The organism is Bryobacter aggregatus MPL3 (assembly GCF_000702445.1).
GTDB lineage: Bacteria > Acidobacteriota > Terriglobia > Bryobacterales > Bryobacteraceae > Bryobacter > Bryobacter aggregatus.
In genome coordinates this window covers 2215055-2230200 of record NZ_JNIF01000003.1, presented here as the reverse complement: position 1 = coordinate 2230200, position 15146 = coordinate 2215055, and the positions used below count along the sequence as shown (strand labels likewise).

General features: G+C 56.5%; 10 protein-coding genes and 1 riboswitch. Of the genes, 5 read left to right on the top strand and 5 right to left on the bottom strand.

Translation table 11 applies throughout. The features are described from left to right. Positions 1 to 2: 2 nt before the first annotated feature. The 3 genes from arsB to M017_RS0110465 are packed head-to-tail and all read right to left on the bottom strand — an operon-like array spanning position 3 to position 2332. Positions 3 to 1073, bottom strand: a complete 1071-nt coding sequence (gene arsB, locus M017_RS0110475; protein WP_031497806.1) for an ACR3 family arsenite efflux transporter — start codon at positions 1071 to 1073, stop codon at positions 3 to 5. Beyond that, positions 1066 to 1869 carry an arsenite methyltransferase gene (locus M017_RS0110470; protein WP_031497805.1) on the bottom strand — a complete coding sequence of 268 codons (804 nt, stop codon included), beginning with the start codon at positions 1867 to 1869 and terminating at the stop codon, positions 1066 to 1068. Before M017_RS0110470 ends, arsB begins: the two co-directional genes overlap by 8 nt. A gap of 10 nt (positions 1870 to 1879) precedes the next feature. Beyond that, positions 1880 to 2332: an ArsR/SmtB family transcription factor gene (locus M017_RS0110465; RefSeq protein ID WP_202901638.1), complete on the bottom strand. Its 453-nt coding sequence runs from the start codon at positions 2330 to 2332 to the stop codon at positions 1880 to 1882. Positions 2333 to 2543: 211 nt separating this feature from the next. On the opposite strand from M017_RS0110465, the gene M017_RS0110455 reads away from it, so the two are divergent. From M017_RS0110455 to M017_RS0110440, 4 genes are all read left to right on the top strand, one after another. Then, complete coding sequence (locus M017_RS0110455; RefSeq protein ID WP_031497802.1) at positions 2544 to 3092, top strand: hypothetical protein; 549 nt, start codon at positions 2544 to 2546, stop codon at positions 3090 to 3092. Between the two features lie 304 nt (positions 3093 to 3396). Then, the gene (locus tag M017_RS0110450; protein ID WP_031497801.1) at positions 3397 to 3807 is read left to right on the top strand and encodes a hypothetical protein; all 411 of its coding nucleotides are present in this window, start codon (positions 3397 to 3399) and stop codon (positions 3805 to 3807) included. Between the two features lie 84 nt (positions 3808 to 3891). Beyond that, positions 3892 to 4854, top strand: coding sequence for a vWA domain-containing protein (locus M017_RS0110445; RefSeq protein ID WP_031497800.1), 963 nt, complete (start codon positions 3892 to 3894; stop codon positions 4852 to 4854). 264 nt (positions 4855 to 5118) lie between these two features. Further along, a riboswitch (cobalamin riboswitch) is annotated at positions 5119 to 5328 on the top strand. A 36-nt stretch (positions 5329 to 5364) separates the two neighbouring features. Further along, the gene (locus M017_RS0110440) at positions 5365 to 9276 is read left to right on the top strand and encodes a cobaltochelatase subunit CobN (protein ID WP_031497799.1); all 3912 of its coding nucleotides are present in this window, start codon (positions 5365 to 5367) and stop codon (positions 9274 to 9276) included. Positions 9277 to 9800: 524 nt separating this feature from the next. Here the strand turns inward: M017_RS0110440 and M017_RS0110435 are convergent. Then, a complete protein-coding gene (locus tag M017_RS0110435) occupies positions 9801 to 10556 on the bottom strand; it encodes an SDR family oxidoreductase (RefSeq protein ID WP_031497798.1) in 756 nt (251 codons plus the stop codon). An 85-nt stretch (positions 10557 to 10641) separates the two neighbouring features. On the opposite strand from M017_RS0110435, the gene M017_RS0110430 reads away from it, so the two are divergent. Then, positions 10642 to 11502 carry an AraC family transcriptional regulator gene (locus tag M017_RS0110430; RefSeq protein WP_031497797.1) on the top strand — a complete coding sequence of 287 codons (861 nt, stop codon included), beginning with the start codon at positions 10642 to 10644 and terminating at the stop codon, positions 11500 to 11502. 68 nt (positions 11503 to 11570) lie between these two features. Here M017_RS0110430 and M017_RS0110425 read toward each other — a convergent pair whose 3' ends face one another. Then, complete coding sequence (locus M017_RS0110425; RefSeq protein ID WP_272945388.1) at positions 11571 to 15002, bottom strand: TonB-dependent receptor; 3432 nt, start codon at positions 15000 to 15002, stop codon at positions 11571 to 11573. Positions 15003 to 15146 lie beyond the last annotated feature (144 nt).

Sequence of the window (15146 nt, the reverse complement as noted above, 5' to 3'; positions counted from 1 at the left end):
AATTACCTTTCAAGTGGAGTTGGAAACCAATGACGGGTCTGATTGCACACGGCACAAACCGAGAGCATCACCGGAACCTCAACCAGCACGCCAACCACGGTTGCCAGCGCCGCGCCGGACTCCGGTCCGAACAAAGCAATCGCAGTTGCAACGGCCAGTTCAAAGAAGTTGCTAGCGCCGATCAGTGCGCCTGGCGCCGCAATAGAGTAATTCACTCGCAGCAGCCGCATCAGCCCATAGGCAAGCGAAGAGTTCAGATAGACCTGCAAGGTGATCGGCACAGCAATCAAAAGAACGTGGAACCACCGTGCGGTGATGTTGTCTGCCTGAAAGGCAAACAACAGCACCAAGGTCGCCAGCAGGGCCGTCATCGTCAGAGGCGCAAAACGCGGCAGTTGCTCCATTTCAAACCAGTCCCGCCCGCGCTTGCGAATCAGAAGGCGTCGCAGCACGGCGCCTGCGGCCAAGGGAATAACGATAAAGACCAGCACGGAGTCAAGCAGGACGGCAAAGGGAATGGTGAGCGAGGAAGCGCCGGTCACCAGATACTGGACAATCGGGACAAACAACACCAGCATCAACAAGTCATTGACGGCAACCTGAACCAGCGTGTAAGCGGGATCCCCATCCGTCAAATGGCTCCACACAAACACCATCGCAGTACAGGGAGCGGCCGCCAGAATGATGCAGCCCGCAATGTACTGATCCGCTTCTGCGGGCGCAATGAAGGAAGAGAAAACAAATCGGAAAAAGAACCACGTGAGAAAAGCCATGGAGAATGGCTTCACCAGCCAATTGACGATCAGCGTCACCACCAAAGCTGCGGGCCTGCGACCCACATCGCGAACCGCGCCAAAGTCGACTTTCATCATCATCGGCGTGATCATTAACCAGATCAGAATCGCGATGGGTAGGTTGATCTGGCTCGATTCCCCGAGTTCCCAGCCGCGCAGACTGTGGACAACACTAGGCAGCATCTTGCCGCAAGCCAGCCCCACGGCCATGCACAGCGTAACCCAGAGCGTGAGATAGCGTTCAAAGAATGCAAGCTGCTTTCGCGCTGCCCTAATCATGCGCCACAATACGGGGTTTGAGCGCACGGATGAAGGCGCCCATAAACTTTCCGTCCACCTGCAGCGCAATCGCATCAATATCCAACCCCTGGCCACTCAGAAAACTACGAGCCTCCTCTACGCGGTAGATACGGGTGGCTTCGATGTGGATCTCCTCAAAACCGCTTGCCTGCAGCTTGGCGGCATACTCGTTCTCGTCCAGCGCTCCGGCAAGACATCTCACCCACAGCCCCATGCTGCTCCGGATCTCAGGCAACATCTCCCCACGGGTCACAACATCGGCAACCGCAAAGCGGCCACCAGGCTTCAGCACCCGGAAGGCTTCTTGCAGCACCCGGTCCTTGTCTGCACTAAGGTTAATCACACAGTTCGAGAGGATCACGTCCACGGAGTGATCTGGAAGGGGAATGGACTCGATCTCGCCTTTTAAAAACTCCACATTCGCCGCGCCCGCCTGCCGCTGATTCTCGTTTGCCAGCGCCAGCATCTCATCTGTCATATCCAGGCCATAGGCCTTTCCGGTAGGCCCCACACGCCGGGCCGAAAGCAACACATCGATGCCACCACCCGAACCCAGGTCCAGCACCGTCTCTCCGGGCTGCAAGTCTGCCAGCGCGGTCGGGTTGCCACAACCAAGCGAGGCAAGAAGCGCCGCTTCGGGCACTTGCCGGCGTTGTTCCTGATCGTAGAGATTGCTGGTGATTGGATCGCAGCAGGAGGATGCTCCATGGGCAGATCGAAGAGCCGCCAGGCCGTACTTCTCTTGCACTACTGCCTTGATGTCTATCTTGTTCATCATGCTCTCCCTACTTACAGAGCGGGACAATCGCCTCGGGCCGGATCGCCTTGTTACGGGTGCAACACTCTGCGTAGAGGAAAGACAACACCGCTTCCAGAGCAGCGGTATTGGCCGTGTAACGAAGAAAAGTCCCTTCCCGCTGCACCAGCACCAAGTCCTCATTCTTCAGCTTCTCCAGATGATGGGAAAGGTTTGAGGCCGAGATTCCGAGTTCCGATTGAATCTCTCCAACTACCATTCCCGCAGGATGGGCCGAGAGAAGAACTTGCATGATGCGGAGACGGGACTCCGTGCCCATCGCCGCAAACATATCGGCGAAGCGGATCGTCCGCTCGTTTTCATCTTCTTGATTCACTATTTCTATAATAATTGAAATATTAAAATAGGCAAGCTTCTTTCTGAGAAGGCATGCCGATATATGGTCAGGGTGACGAATGGCGGTCAGCAGCGTTCCGGACATTTTGCCACCTCCACGAGCTGCAGCCGGGGTCCCCATTCGTCCATCAGAAGACCTTCGAGTGGTTGCACATGAAAACCACGCAATCAAATCGCCGCACCAACTTGAACCTGGAAACCACGGTCCTCTTCTGGAAGAGCCACAGAGAATTTCGTCGGATTGAAAGGGAAGATTGGGGCTCGAATTGCATAAGAAAAGGCAGAGGAGTATCAAAATGAACAAATTACTCATTACAGCAATCGCGATCGGCATCGGCGCCGTGGGAGCCATCGGCCAGCATCGCGAGGGAGGGGGGCGCGAAGGAGGGGTAGGAGGGGGACATATTCCTGCCCATGGCCCGGTTGCGAATCGGGCTCCGATGCGTGAGAACGAGTCCCGCGATACGAAAGAGAACAGGATTGCCGTCGATCAGAAGGGGCACCCGAATCTCCCGCATGTCCATGCAAAAAATGACGAATGGGTAGGGCATCGCAGCGGCGCGAATGATCCCCACTACCATTTGGATCACCCCTGGGCTCATGGCCGCTTTTCTGGTGGTTTTGGGCCACAACATGTGTTTGTGCTGACTGGTGGCAACCGGAACCGCTTCTGGTTCAATAACTTCTACTGGGCCGTCGCACCTTTTGACTACAGCATCGTCGATGACTGGAACTGGGCCGGCGACCAGATTGTGATTTATGAAGATCCGGTCCACGTAGGCTGGTATCTCGGATACAACTCGCGGCTGGGCACTTATGCCCACATTGAATACCTCGGTCTTTAATCTCTCGAGGAAAGACAGACGATCTACAAACGCTCATCCCAATATGAAAAATTTAATCGTAACAATGGACACATCCCTTACTCTTACGGTTAGTTTTCGCACAATACATTTCCGCAAAGATGGAAACCATCAACAAGGAAGATTGAACGTGTCGGAAGGAATGGCTCAGGAATGGGAGCACGCCGGATCTCCAGCGCGATTCCGAGGCAGAGTTTAGCAGTTTGAACTCTTTGTAGGCAAGATCGGAGCGCATCTCCTGTCGACTCCGAACCATGATTGAGATTCAACAGAAAGCGATAAGAAAATGAAAAACACATGGAAGAACACACTGCTAGTTGCATTTGCAGGAATCGCATTGTTGGTAACGCCCTTTCTGTCTGCTGACGAGATAGAAAAGGCTAATATTCCATTCCAGTTCACCGCCGGAGAAAAGGTCTATCCGGCCGGAATGTACGAGTTCCGGGTGGATTTAGCTTCGCGGGTCGTGAAGGTCACACAAGATCCCAAAGGAGCCGCTGGATTCGTGCCGTTCATCACCACAATGGCGGCAACGACACACTCGACGGCTACAGACAATCATATTGTCTTTGACAAAGTAGGAAACAACTATACCCTTTCGGAAATTTGGCAACCGGGTGAAGACGGAATCCTGGTTCATGCAACAAGAGGAGCACACGAACACCACGTGATTCACGTTCCTAAAAAGCAGAGGTAAGTCTGCTCGATCAGGTGGGTTCGTTTCTATCATTCGCAAGTATGGTCAACGAAGGTTCCATCCCCAATACCTCGACAAGGACATATGAACACCACATGCAAGATCGCAGTAGTCAGTTCCACGATCTTTTTACTGGCGTTTGCGCAGAACAGCCCTCGGCCCTCCGCCGGGGCAAACGAAGTCCCGGTGCAACTGGTAGTGACCGCAGAAGAAATACACGGTAGCGAGTTGCCTTCGATTGGCAAGTCTGATGTCAGGGTATTGCAGGGTGGAACGATGAAAGAGGCCCTAGACTGGGCGCCATTTCGAGGGGAAATGGCGGGTCTTGACCTCTACATCCTGATCGATGAGCGAGGAGATCCTGGAGCGGTGACGCGATTTGAAGAGCTTCGCCGCTTCATCTCTTCTCAGCCGCCAACCACCGCGATTGGAGTTGCTTATATGGAGAATGGGGAAGCACACGTCGTGCAGGCCCCAACCAAGGATCACGACAAGGCAGCGAAGGTCCTTCGAATGCCTTCGGGCAACGACAGTGCCGGTGCCAGTCCGTTTAATTCCTTGAGCAAGTTGATCAATGAGTGGCCCCAGGGGGCCCTGCGGCGTGAAGTGCTCTTAGTGTCCGATGGCGTTGACGTTTTTGAAGATGTTGGCGGGGCAAGCATGTATCTGGACGATGCAATCGCGGCAGCACAGTATGCTGGAGTGCAAGTCTTTTGTATTTATGCACCCAGTCTCGGCCATGCCAGCCATAGCCCTGCATTGGTCCGGGGGGGGCAGGCCTATCTTGCCGAACTCGCCGAGCAAACCGGCGGAGAAGCGTATCTGAGCGATCAGGGGAATGCGCAGTCGTTTACGCCCTATCTGGCCGATGCGGCCAAACATCTCGCTCAACAGTACCGCGTCAAATTTCTCGCCATCCCTCTCGAGGAGAAACCCGGAGAAAGAAGCGCGTACCAACGGATCGCAATCCGCTCACGGCTCCCGAATATCCAGTTCCTCGCCGCCCGCAGATTCTATCTCGCTGCCGGCACAGCTACCAAGCCATAGCGAATGCAGATTGGGTGCGCTGTTCCCGATTGAAGGCAGAAGCGCGGCGAACTCAGAGCTTGTCTTCTCACGCCATCAATAGGAACATCGGCAAAACGCCGATCTGAACAGGCACACCGGAAGCAGCCAGCAGACCATCTGGAAAAACGGCCCGCGCAAAGCTGCCGCGACCCGGAGTTGCCGTTCCTTCGCACAACGAACGAGTTCTTCACTCACATCCTCCTTCAGTCGCTTCCCGCGGCGAAACCAACAGGCATCCGTGATACCCTCGGATTGTCTCTTGGTGCTGGACTCGGCGATTCGTCGCGGTGTCTGGCTGAAAAGGGAATCCGGTGCAATTCCGGAGCTGCCCCGCAGCGGTAAGCAGGAACGAACGCCAATCATCCGCCACTGAGCTCACAGCTTGGGAAGGCTTGGCTAGTAGGTTTGTATCCAGCCTGTAAGCCCGAAGACCTGCCAGAGTCGCCGTCCTTGTGACGGCTACCCCATGGACTTCGAGGGAAGGGCTCCGTGAAGATATTACTCTCCGTTTTTTTCTATACGTGTGTCATTTTCGCCCAACCGGCGCCGCGTCTTGCGATTGTCGGTGGGCCGCAACAATTATGGCCGCGTATTACGACAGAATTCGCCAAACGTTATCCCGGCCGTGAGATTCAGTTACTCACCACCGCGCCAACAGCTCCCGTTCCGGTTGATATTGTCTTCGCCTACTACCCGACCCCAGAGGAGTTACAAGCCTCCCTTTCCTACTTGCCTGACAAGTCACTGGCGCAGCCGCAGGAGTTTGCCGCGCCGCTATGGCGCAGGACGATTGATCCCCAGGCCAGCGTCAAAGCCTCTGCTTATCTCGATGAGGGGGGTGTTGAAAATGGCGTGCGTCTGGTGGCCTATCTTTGTGATCTCGTCAGGCCCAACTGGAAACTCAGTCCCGAGGCGCCTCTCAAAGGCCCACAATCCGGCATCTATCATCCCGATGCAGAGGAACTATTTTCAAGCTTCGAGGCCTATCGCAACTGGTGGCTCCAACGCGCAGGACGGCAAGCCGCGCCCCCTGCCGTCGCGCTGGCCTTCTTCAGTAGCTGGCTTCGAGGCCGCGATCTTGCCGTAGTCGATGCCGGTGTCCGGAAACTGGAAGCACGCGGCTATCTGCCCATCCCTGTTTTTGGCTATCCGACAGATCGATTCACACCCCTCCTGCAACACCAAGGGAACATTCAGCCTGCAGCAGTCATTACGCTCAATGCCACACTGTCCTCTGTGAAAGATGCGGACATCTACACCTCCTGGAAGGTGCCGGTCTTCAATGGACTGGTGACACGAGATTCTCTGGAGCAGTGGCAGTCGAGTCCCAAAGGCTTGGCGCCCGATCGGATTGCCCCTCATTTGAGCTTCCCGGAACGCTCCGGACTCGTGGCCCCCACTCTGGTGGCCACTACAGAAAGCTCTGCCAATGGCGCGAAGATGACGCTTCCGTTCCATGCTGGCCTCGACAGCCTCCTCGACCGTGTTTCCCGTTGGATTGCGCTCCAAACAAAGCCAAATTCCAGCAAGCGTGTCGCCGTGATTTACTACAATAATCCCGCTGGCAAAGGCAATGTCGGCGCCAGCTATCTGCAGGTTTTCCCCAGCATCGCCAACATTCTGAGCGGCCTTGAAAAACGCGGCTATCAGGTATCGCATCCCTTGCCGGACGAAACCGTCATCCGGCGGCTGATTGAAAACAATGGCCGCAATCTGGAACTTTGGGCGGAGGGTGAAAAGGAACGGCTCGGTCACTCCGGAGACCCGGTCCTCTGGCCACTGGAAGAGTATCGCAAGCACTATGATCTGCTGCCGCAGTCCTTTCGCGATCAAGTGGAAGCAACCTGGGGCGCACCTGGTGTTTCCCGGTTGATGACAACTGATTGCCATCACAGCCGCTGCTTCCTTCTACCAGCGATCGAGCAAGGCAATCTGTTGCTCGCCCCCCAACCCCTTCGTACCACTTCCGATCAAGCGAGCGACCCCGGACACGTCACTGTCACTCCCCCGCCCCACCAATACATCGCTTTCTATCTCTGGCTCCGTCATGTTTGGGCAGCGGACTCCGTCATCCACCTGGGTAGGCACGGCACCCTCGAATGGCTTCCCGGCAAGCAAGTGGCGCTAGCCCCAGATGACGCACCCGCCCTGGTTCTCGGCGATCTGCCAAACTTCAATGTCTATGTCATGGATGGTGGCGGCGAAGCGATTCAGGCCAAACGCCGGGGCTTTGCCACCCTGATCAGCCACCTCACACCGATGATCTGGCGCACCGGTGGCCGTGCCGAATTCGAGAAACTGCACCTCGCCTTTCACGAACTCGTCGATCGCGGCGATTCTCTGGCGCCCAATCTCGCTCGCGAATACGAAAAGGTAGCCAGGGAAGAAGTGAAACGCCTGGGACTGGATCGCCAACTCCAACTCGACACCACCGGAAGTTGGACCAAGATGTCCCCTGCCTTGCACCGTTTTCTCCATGAGATTGAAGACGCCCCGCTACCGGCAGGGCTCCCGGTCTTTGGCAGTTCCCCGACAGAGGAGCGATTGAAAGAGGCCGTGAGTGCTTATCTTTTCTCTTCGTTCCCCAAAGACTCGCACGATACCGTCGAGCCATCGATTCCAATCTGGGCGGAGGAACTCCTCGCAGGCCGTGAACCACGCGCTGGCGAATTGAGCCCGGAACTCACAGCCCTGCTGGCCAAGGCAGCCAAAGCACTGCCCGCCTGGATTGCGGCACTGCGCAGCAGCGGGCCAGCCGAGATAGAAGGCCTGGCCAATGCCCTCGACGGCCGTCATGTGCCATCGAACCTGCTCGGCGACCCGCTCCGCAAACCGGAATCACTCCCGGTCGGACAGAATCTACATGCAGTCGATGCAGCGCGCATTCCCACCGAGGCCGCCTGGGTTGTCGGCCAGCAGATGGCAAAGGAATTCCTCCAGCGCTATCAGGAAACACATCATCAAGAGCCCAAGCGAGTCTCACTGGTGCTCTGGTATGGCGAGACGGAACGGCATCAGGGGGCCATGGAATGCATGGCGCTCGCACTGCTTGGAGTGCAGCCCGTTTGGAATCAGCGAGGCGTGGTGGAAGATCTGAAACTGATCCCACGGGAAAGCCTCGGGCGGGATCGTGTCGATGTTGTCTTCACCGTTTCAGGAAACTATCGGGATGGCTTTGCCGACAAACTGCATCTGCTCGACAAGGCAATTCGTCTCGCAGCCAGCGCCGCCGATCAGACCATTGCGGATCAAGATCGCAAACTAGCAGCCCAGATGCAGGCACAAGGAGTCGGAGCGGAAGACGCGGCAAAACTATCGAAGCTGCGGATCTTCAGCGCCAAACCGGGAGCCTATGGTGTTGGCGTACAACACCTGATCGAGAAGTCAGGAGGAGCCGACCGGGCCTCGAATGTAGCCGCTCTCTATGCCGCGAATATGGGGTTTGGATTCTCGGGAGAGCAATGGGGAGTGGAAGGCCTCAAAGCACTCCAGGCGAATCTCAGCTCCATTGATTCGGTGCAGTTTTCACGATCTTCTAATCTCTATGGCTCCTTGGATAACGACGACAGCTATCAGTACGTCGGTGGCCTTCGGACCGCCATCCAGCAGTTTCGGAAGCAGGCGCCCGATGTCTATCTTCACAATCTGCGCCAGGCCGGCACCACGCACATGACCGCGTTACGGGAGTGGCTGGCCGTCGAGCTCCACTCCCGGCAATTCAATCCGAAGTGGATTGGAGAGATGAAGGAATCAGGCTACGCCGGGGCACGCCAGATCTCAAAAGAGATCGAGCACTTGTACGGATTTCAGAAGACTGCGCCAGAACATCTCGACGAACGAACCTGGAACACTGTGCTCGATGTGTTTGTGAAAGATCGCTACAAGCTGGGGTTGCAGAAATTCTTCCGCGACCAGAATCCGCATGCCAAGCAGACAATCCTGGCCCGCCTGCTCGAAGTGGACCGGCAAGGCATCCATCACTTCAGCACCGCCGACCGTCAGATGCTCGCTGGGGAGTATGCGCGCAGCATTGCGGAAATCGGTGCAGCCTGCAATGCGCAGGTCTGCGCCAACCTTGCGCTTCGCTCGCATGTCACGCAGCAGCTTCGCCAGAGTGGAAAGAGGGAGGAGTTGCAGAACATGGAAGAGTCGCTGAGCAAGACCCTGGGTAAGACCGTCCAGTCGGCTGAGCCCGCGCCTCCCAAGCCAACACCGACCCCACTCTCCAAACTTCGATCCTTACAGTCCCACGCGATTACCTGGGTTCGGAGAATGCGCGTCCAGTGGATCGCAGACTCCATCCCACCCTGGGCCTGGTTAGCAATGATTGCAGCCTATGCTTGCGTAATCGGTGTTCGCATGAGGAGCAGCAGAATGGAGAATTCCAGCTTCAAGATCTAGAGGCTGTCATTCCCCTTGGGACGATAGAAGGATGGCCCCAAACAATACCAGACCGAGCTCAGTGACGCAGAATAGGCGTTGCAGTACCCGATCTGACATGGATGGAGAAGAGCCCCGCAGCGCGATTTTCCGCTGTGGGAGAGGTCCAACAACTTGCAATATTGGTCAAGTGCAGAGCACCCTGGTACTTGGTCGCTCCACAAATATAACGCTACAGGATCGCGACATCGTACGGCTGGTGTGCTTGGAGCACCGCTGCTTCGAGGGCACTGGATCTCAGATCAAGAGAAGGCCTCAATCGTGATGATCAATGAGCGCTATGTCTGTCTCGTATTTGGGGATAAGGATCCAATTGGGAAGCGAATCCTGGCAGCATTGCGCCATTGGCCACAGCCATCGGGTGAATCCCCGCCGACCGATCCTGCAATCTTTGGATTCCGACGCGGGTGGATCCGCTGGTGGCGCTGCGTGGGGAATAGTTTGAGCAGTACGAATCCTGCAGCGCCACAGCATCCCCAAGCGAGTTAGCGAGTCGTATAGCCGCCGTTCGCAAAGATTGTTTGGCCCGTGATCCACCAACCATCAGTGACCAGGAGCTCTACAAGCGGCACGATATCTTCGATCTTCGTCAGTCCGCCGAGCGCGGAAGCAGACTTGTGATAGGCAACCGCTTCCGGCGTCTCCTGACCGTAAAAGAACGGCGTGTCCATTGGTCCCGGCCCCACGGCAGTAACAGAAATTCCGCGCGGACCAAATTCTTTCGATGCGGCACGCGTGAAATGCTCCACTGGAGCCTTCAGGCCGCCGTAAGTCGAGTAGAGTCCGGTGTAGGCAGCAAGCAAGGAAGTGACGATCGTACAGATCTTGCCATGATCATTGAGTTGCTTGCCTGCTTCCTGGATGAAGAAGTAAGCGGCCTTCGCATTGATCGCGGCCATGGAATCGTATTCTTCTTCCGTAGTTTCCACAAAGGGCTTTTTCAATACCTTTCCTACCGTATTGATCGCGATATCAAGACCGCCAAAGCGCTCTTTCGCCGCGGCAAAAACCCGCACCACATCCGCCACCTTGGTAAAATCTCCCTGAATCGCGAAGGCCGTTCCACCGTCGGCCTGGATCGCAGCAACTGTCTTATCGGCATCTGCTTGGGTGGCCGCACTGTTGTAGTGCACACAGATTTTTGCTCCCTTGGCCGCAAAAGTCCGGCTCAAGAGCCCACCCAGATTCTTCGCGCCTCCTCCGATGAGAACAGCCTTTCCTTGTAATGAGTGATTTGCCATCGATTTCTCTTCCCTCCTCTTCCTCAGGCTCAAAGAGAGCCGCTAGTGCCATCATCCATGAAATCCCGGATGTTATGCTTCCAACATGTCCGGAGCACTTCCAGATTCTCCGCGTCCCCTTTGCCACGCATCATGGCCTGGACTCCAGCTTTTTGTCAAAGAGCAGGACATCTCACGGCTGACCACATGGTCGATCCATGTTCCTGACCATGTCCTGATCGTGCATCTGGGCGGGCCAATCCACCGGTTGGAGACGGAATTGAAGGGTGCCGGCGCACTCCTTCATCCGCCGTTGGCTGGTGAAGCCTGGGTCGTGCCAGCGCAAACGCGCTACTCCAGTCTGGCCCAGGGCAAGTTGGTCCGCTATGCAGAACTTTTCCTGGATCCGCATCAGCTTTCTACAGTCGCCGGAAAACAGATGGAGGCTCCCCCCGTGCGAGCCCGAGCGGGCCACTACGACGACTTCCTCTATCGAGCGGTCCAACACCTCCAGCTTCTCCACCAGCAATCGGATGATTTGGCCCGCCTCAGCGCCGCGGCCTTGAGCCAGAGCATCTATCTTCATTTTTTCCGGGAGCATGCGCAGGGAACTTTGGCGGCGAGCCCCAGGAATGTGGGGCCGCGCTTACTTGCAGCGGACGAGAGCCGGTTGCGAGAGTATATTGCAGATCGCCTGGGTAGCACAATCCGCCTCGGGGAATTGGCGGCATTGGTCCGGATGAGTTCTCATCAGTTGCTATCTGCATTTCGGATCTCGTTTGGAACCACTCCGGCGCAATACATTCTCGAACAGCGTCTGGGCCGAGCGCGCTGGTTACTGGTCACATCGCGCCAGGACATCGCTTCGATTGCTTTCGAGAGTGGCTTCTCCAGTCATGGCCACCTGACCACCTGCTTCCGGAAGCGCTTCGGAGTCCCCCCGAAAGAGTATCGCCAGAACGCCTAAAAGAAAAAAGGCGTCCGGGGGAACCGGACGCCTTTCTCTCGATTGCGGGAGACCCGCGCTCAATTGGACTAGAACTGCAGCTTGAGGGAAAGCTGACCAAAGCGCGGAAGATTCGACTGGCTCAGTGCGCCAGAGATTCTTCCGAAATTGCCATTGTTCACATCGGTGCTGGGACCATTAAAGAACTGAGGCGTGTTGGTTGCGTTCATCAGCTCGCCACGGAAGGTGAGAGTGATGCGTTCCGTGATCGCGGTACGCTTCATCAGCGCAACGTCCAGGTTGCGGATGCCCATCGTACGGACGGAGGTAATACGGCTCGACCAGGTCTGCAAGGTGTTTGCAGGACGGACCGACCAGGCCGGAGTTTCACCCTGGAGGCAGTTTGCCGTGTTTCCGTTGGCAAGCAGCGTACAGGTGTTGAAGTAACGGTCCAGGTTCTGACCGGCGTAGACAGGGCTGACGCCAGTCGGCACGCTGTTAGCGCTGCTCGAGGTTGCGATGGTGAGCGGCATGCCACTCTGCAAACGAGCGATTCCGCTCATTTCCCATCCACTGATCAGATGGCCAACAACCTTCGGCGTGCTGGAGAAGAAGGCGCGCCCCTTACCAACCGGCAATTCCCAAACACCGCTGAGCTGCAGGCTCTGGGGAACGTCCCAGGCAGCAACTACCTTTTCCAATTGGGTGTCCTGGGCATTGCGGTAGTTCATCCACTCGAGCGTACGCGAGTAGGTGTAGGACGCACTTGCGCTGACGCCCTTGGAGAAGCGGCGGGATACGAGGAACTGGAAGCCGTCGTAACGGGTCTTGCCCTCGGAACGATTCATTTCCGTGATGTCGAGGAACTGCGGATAGGCGCGCAGCAGTTGGCGATTGGTGGTGGTTGCGTTGCTGATCGCGGTTCCGGCAGGAACCAACCCGAAGAACGGATTGGCTACCGAGGCCGACAGGAACGCAGTGCCCTTGTTCAACGAATCGAGAGAGATGTCGTTGAACGGCTTGCTCACCGAGAGATTGTTCACACGGCTGCCGACATAACCGGCAGTGACGAGCAGGCGGAAGGGCAATTCCCGTTGGATTTCAAACGAGAACTGGTTCGTATAGGGAAGCTTACGATTCGGGTTGGAGAAGCTGAAGGACTGGCCGAGGAAGGTAGCCAGACCATTCTTGTTTCCAACAGGCGTCAGGATTCCCGACGGGAAGGGGTTGGTCAGAGTGTTGAAGGGAACACCGGTGTCAACAAAGCTCACGATGTTCGTCCTCTGGCTAAAGCCCGGTGCGCCACCCGGATCATCAAAGACCTGGGCGTACATGAGTCCGTAGCCGCCACGGAGAACGGTCTTTTCGTCCAGCTTGTAGGCAAAGCCAACGCGGGGAGCGATGTTGTTCCAATCGTTGTCGAATGCGCCGCGCGGGTTGTTATTCACACCGGCAAAGCGAAGACCACCCTTCAGTCCCAGATTCGGCACCTGGATGGGGAATGCGGATGTTTTGTCAAAACCAACAGTCAGGGCATCAAAGCGATCGGTAAGCGGACCAAGGTAGTCCCAACGAACGCCGAGAGTGAGTTTCAGCTTTTCAGTCAGACGGAAGTCATCGTTGAAGTACAACGAGAAGAGCTTCTGCTGGCGGGCGGGTTGGCTATTGACGTCGATGTAGCCTTCCTGCGGGGTACCCAACAGGAAGCTGGCGACGGAATTGCCCGAGTTCGAGTTCACAGCAGTGGGGTTGCTGCCCGTGAACTGCTGCGTGAAGGTGAAGTTGCCGGCGGAGTAGCCAGGGTTCTGTGCATAAGCACGCTGCAGACGATACTCGCCACCAAACTTCAGCGAGTGACGCGAAACGATCTTAAACAGCGAGGCCTGGAAGGAATTCGTCTGGGCCGTCGGATCGACAGAGGAAGGCTGGGCTCCGGCGCCTTCGTAGTTGTTCCAGGCAAAACGCGGGAAGTAGGTGCTGGCTTGGCTCAGGTATTGCGAAGAGAAGCCCAGGCCGCCAATGGCGCCGAGACCAACCGAAGAACCACCCTGCGACTTAAAGCGGGCCAGACCGAGTCGCACGTCGACGACAGTGCTGGGGTTCAAGGTCTTGGTGAGCTGGATGGTCGCGCTGTGATTCTCACGGGTGAAGGGGCTGTTGCCGCCGGTGTCCGCAATGTTCAGCGCGCTATTGGTGGAGTACTTGAAGCTCCGCTGTTCGGCAAGCGCATTGCGCGAATAACGAACAAAGATGCGCGTATTCTGATCGAGACTGTAGTCCACACGGCTCGTGTAGGACGGGAAGAAGTCAGTGAACTTGCGCGACCCACCGGAGGTGGCCAAATTGTTGAGCCCGGTGATCGGATTGCCTGCCGTGTTGCCAAGCGGAACGATGCTGAGCACCTTAGCCGCGATCGGGTTGATCCGGTTGGACGGGATCACGTTGTTGGGGAAGGCATCACGCACATACTGCCCATTAACAAGCCGCGTGGTGAAAGGATCGTAAATCGTCTGCACCTGGCCCGCAGCGTAGTAGGTCTGCGAAAAATCACCAGCGCGCTGGAGCGCAGTGGGAACCGAGGTGACGAAAGGATCAGGGATGACCTGACGAAGGTTCTCGTAGCTTCCGAGGAAGAACAGCTTGTTCTTGATGATGGCGCCACCGAGGTAACCGCCAAAGGTGTTGATATGCGAAGAGCTGCGGCGCACACCGTTGCGGTTGTTCTCAAAGGTGTTCGCGTTCAGATGGGTGTTCTGGAAGAACTCAAAGAGGCTGCCGTGCCATTCGTTGGAACCACTCTTGGTGAGGATGTTCACAACGCCGCCGGTAGTCCAGCCATACTGCGCGTCGTAGTTCGTGGTTTGCACTTTGAACTCGTCGGTCGCTTCGACAGGGGGAACGTAGGCTACGCTCGATGCCTTCGACAGATTCGAGACACCGTCAATCAGCACTTCGTTCATCGACGGACGGCTGCCATTGATGGACATGCCAGAGGAACCGCCGGTGTCAAAGGGACGCAAGCGGGTGACGCCACCGGTCACGGCAACGCCAGGGGTGGTCCAGGCCATCGCAATGATATTACGACCCTGGAGCGGAACCGCTTCAACGCGGCGGCTGTCGATCGTGAGACCGCGATCTGCGCTCTCCACTTCGACGACGCCCGCATTGGCTTCCACGGTCAAGGCTTCCGTAACGGCACCGATCTCGAGCTTAATGTCGAGATTCGCGCGCTCGGCAACCTGAAGGGTCAACCCTTGCTGGACACTCTTCTTGAAACCTTGCTTCTCAACGGTCACGGTGTAAGAAGAGGGGTTCAGAAATGGGATGTTGTAGCGGCCATCACTATCGGTGACAGCGCGGTACTCGTCCCCCGTGGTGTTTGAGCGAGCCATGACATTCGCGTCCGCGATGCCTGCGGCAGATGGATCAATCACTCGCCCGCTGAGGCTGGCTCGAAATTCCTGAGCGGGGAGAAAACTACATGACAGTATTAAAAATACTAATGAGGTCAGTATACGCACTAAGTAAAGACTCCTGATGTTGAAAGCATCATATATCGAATGGAGCGCTGCGTCTGCTTTCGAACGCAGCCCTCGTTTTCACTCAGGAAAATGGATATTTTTACTGAGCGGAGGAGAGAAGACTATTTTGCTTTGCGCCGCAAA

Bases quoted from the DNA above. Each gene is read 5' to 3' on its own strand.
- arsB (WP_031497806.1), bottom strand. From the start codon at position 1,073: ATGATTAGGGCAGCGCGAAAGCAGCTTGCATTCTTTGAACGCTATCTC.
- M017_RS0110435 (WP_031497798.1), bottom strand. From the start codon at position 10,556: ATGGCAAATCACTCATTACAAGGAAAGGCTGTTCTCATCGGAGGAGGC.
- M017_RS0110450 (WP_031497801.1), top strand. From the start codon at position 3,397: ATGAAAAACACATGGAAGAACACACTGCTAGTTGCATTTGCAGGAATC.
- M017_RS0110470 (WP_031497805.1), bottom strand. From the start codon at position 1,869: ATGAACAAGATAGACATCAAGGCAGTAGTGCAAGAGAAGTACGGCCTG.
- M017_RS0110455 (WP_031497802.1), top strand. From the start codon at position 2,544: ATGAACAAATTACTCATTACAGCAATCGCGATCGGCATCGGCGCCGTG.
- M017_RS0110445 (WP_031497800.1), top strand. From the start codon at position 3,892: ATGAACACCACATGCAAGATCGCAGTAGTCAGTTCCACGATCTTTTTA.
- M017_RS0110430 (WP_031497797.1), top strand. From the start codon at position 10,642: ATGTCCGGAGCACTTCCAGATTCTCCGCGTCCCCTTTGCCACGCATCA.
- M017_RS0110465 (WP_202901638.1), bottom strand. From the start codon at position 2,332: ATGTCCGGAACGCTGCTGACCGCCATTCGTCACCCTGACCATATATCG.